4 protein-coding genes are annotated in these 2488 nt (G+C 59.4%); 1 reads left to right on the top strand and 3 read right to left on the bottom strand.

The genetic code is table 11. The features are described from left to right. Positions 1-92: 92 nt before the first annotated feature. Together EO136_RS10110 and EO136_RS10105 are read right to left on the bottom strand one after the other, a co-directional pair. Positions 93-572 carry an SRPBCC family protein gene (locus tag EO136_RS10110; protein ID WP_127144080.1) on the bottom strand — a complete coding sequence of 160 codons (480 nt, stop codon included), beginning with the start codon at positions 570-572 and terminating at the stop codon, positions 93-95. Then, on the bottom strand, positions 556-906 hold the full coding sequence (locus tag EO136_RS10105; RefSeq protein WP_127144079.1) for an ArsR/SmtB family transcription factor: 351 nt from the start codon (positions 904-906) through the stop codon (positions 556-558). Before EO136_RS10105 ends, EO136_RS10110 begins: the two co-directional genes overlap by 17 nt. Positions 907-1015: 109 nt before the next feature. Between EO136_RS10105 and EO136_RS10100 the strand changes: the two genes are divergently transcribed. After that, a complete protein-coding gene (locus tag EO136_RS10100; protein WP_127144078.1) occupies positions 1016-1657 on the top strand; it encodes a dihydrofolate reductase family protein in 642 nt (213 codons plus the stop codon). Between the two features lie 357 nt (positions 1658-2014). On the opposite strand, the gene EO136_RS10095 is transcribed toward EO136_RS10100, so the two are convergent. Then, positions 2015-2488 (bottom strand): ferritin-like domain-containing protein (locus tag EO136_RS10095; protein WP_164730526.1); only part of this gene is annotated, 474 nt, incomplete at its 5' end.

The raw sequence follows: 2488 nt of genomic DNA, 5'->3' as shown, positions 1-2488 counted from the left end.
CCAATTCAGACATTCGCAGTTGCGCTCCGAGAACTGAAAGCTGCCGTTCGTGAGAAGATGGTGCGACCGGTAGGCGTCCAGTTGAGCAGCGCTCAACCATCCAGCCAGGCCGCGAGGCTGTCCAGAGTCTGCAGCCCGTATTCCACCGCGCCGAAACCCAAGACCACCTGACGACGTTCGCGGCTCGGGTGAAGTTGGCGCATGGTCAGCACGGTTTTCCCGTCGGTCTGCTCATCGAAGGTGACAGTCATGTAGAAGCGCTCCGGATCGTTCGGCTCGGGCGTGCCGTAGTCCACCACGATCAGTTCATTCGGCACGATCTTTAAGAAGCGCATAAGGTTGGGAATGCGCTGCGTTTTTCCTTCAAACGTACCCACCATGTCGAAGTGCCATTCCCCACCCTCGCGGATATCGGCATTCTGGCTCTCGATAGTGAGGCCAGCCGGACCATACCACTGAGCCAGCGCTTCGGGGTCCATCCACGCGGCAAAGACCTTGCGGCGCGGGTGCTTGAGCACCTTTACCAGTACGATCTCACGGTCGAGCGACCAGCTCTCAAACAGCTTTTCCATCATCGTTCCCTTCCGCGTTGTCCAGATAGGCTTCCAGCCGGTCGAGCCGCTCGGCCCAGCCAAGGCGCTCCGCTTCCATCCAATTTGCCGCCTCCTCGAACCGCGCCCGCTCCAGGCGGCACCAGCGGCTGCGCCCGCGTTTCTCGCTGGCAATCAATCCGCAATCTTCGAGCACCTTGAGATGCTGAGCAAAGGAGGGGAGCGCCATGTCGAAAGGCTTCGCGAGCACACTGACAGGCATCTCTCCCTCGGCCAGACGCGATATCACCGCCCGGCGCGTCGGATCGCTCAGGGCATGGAAGGCAAGATCGAGCGGGGTCGAGTGAAAGGGCATATCGCTGCGTAAATCGCCCCGCCGCGTCAGTCAAGGTAAAAAAGGCACTTGCCTTAGTGTTTCGATGCAGTTAGAAAGGCGGATACCTTAGTATTTACGGAGCACTACAATGACAGTTCGTGTCGATCTCATGATCTCGCTCGATGGTTTCGCAACGACGACGGACCAGACACCAGACAATCCGTTCGGCCAGGACTGGTCGCGCCTGACAGATGCCTATGTCGCGACACGGACTTTCCGGGATCGCGTGCTGCACGACACCAGCGGCAAAGGCACCACCGGTATCGACGATGAATATGCGAAGGACTACTTCGACAACATCGGTGCCGAAATCATGGGAGCGGGCAAGTTCGGGCTGCACAACTTCCCCGATGATCCGAACTGGAAGGGTTGGTGGGGTGACGAGCCGCCATTCCGCTGCCCGGTCTTCGTCCTGACGCACACGCCGCGACCTTCAATCGAAATGGCTGGCGGCACCACTTTCCACTTCATCGCCGCGAGCCCGGATGATGCGCTTCAGAAGGCCGCAAAGACCGCGAACGGCAAGGACGTGCGGATAGGGGGCGGACCAACCATGGTTCGCGACTATCTCAAGGCCGGACTTGTGGACCGGCTGCACGTTGCGATCGTACCAATCGTGCTGGGACGAGGCATACGCCTCTGGGACGATCTGCGTGGCTTGGAAGCTGGCTACACTGTGAGGTCGGAAACGGCCGAGAGCGGGACCATCCACCTCACATTTCAGCGCTAGATGCCAGCTCATGACCTAGGCGTTCAGGGGATTGCCACGGGTTCATTGAGGCCATCCCTTTCCTCTCCGGACAAAGTCCATTTTCTAGGTTCCGCAACCGAAAGCCGTCGCACAGGAAACCACCCCAGTTCGGTCATCCACGCGAGGATGCTGCCATCAGCACAACGGCGAGATCGGGTCCGGATGCTGACAGGCATGTTTCCAAATAACGAAACGGTCAAACGGACAAAACACTTGTCTGGCAGGCTGATCGAGACGTCGGTGCCATCGCACAGAAGTCCACTCTACGAATGTCCATGCCATGAAAAGGGCCGTACGATTTTTCGTACAGCCCAGATTGCTCATTGCGGACAGAATTCAGGAGACGGCGTCCTTGTTGACCCCGCCCTTCATGGCGATCGCCGTCATGCGGCGGTCGCCGTCGTAAGTCTGATCGAGGCATTTTTTCAATACCGCCGCGTCACCGTCCAAACCGAGGCGGTTGGCGAAGGCGGCCAGGGTCCCGTAACCTGCAAGTGCGTAATGTACCATGCGCTGATACTGCGGGATGATGGCTGCATCGCGCACGTCAGCGTCCGTGATCTCGTCGGACAAGCCATGCGCGCGCGCTTCCTTCACGAGGCCTTCCATACCCTTGCAATGCTCGGCGTTCGGCTTGATGCCGTGGTCGTTGCACAGCTTCTCTATTTCGGCGATGCCATCGGCAATACCGTTGCCGCCATCGATCAGCGCCTCGGACAATTCCTCGTCTTGGGCGGCGCGGCCGAGTTCGGTCACGACGGGCAGGGACTGGGTGTTGGCGCTCCAGATGTCCTGCAGCTGGTCGAGGTA

The sequence above is a fragment of the Pelagibacterium montanilacus genome (assembly GCF_003992665.1).
In the GTDB taxonomy this organism is placed as follows: domain Bacteria; phylum Pseudomonadota; class Alphaproteobacteria; order Rhizobiales; family Devosiaceae; genus Pelagibacterium; species Pelagibacterium montanilacus.
Note: the sequence above shows the minus strand (reverse complement) of the source record. Positions and strands in the feature narration are given on the sequence as shown.

Excerpts from the sequence above, each read along its gene's own strand:
- EO136_RS10110 (WP_127144080.1), bottom strand. The coding sequence starts at position 572 with ATGGAAAAGCTGTTTGAGAGCTGGTCGCTCGACCGTGAGATCGTACTG.
- EO136_RS10105 (WP_127144079.1), bottom strand. The coding sequence starts at position 906 with ATGCCCTTTCACTCGACCCCGCTCGATCTTGCCTTCCATGCCCTGAGC.
- EO136_RS10100 (WP_127144078.1), top strand. The coding sequence starts at position 1,016 with ATGACAGTTCGTGTCGATCTCATGATCTCGCTCGATGGTTTCGCAACG.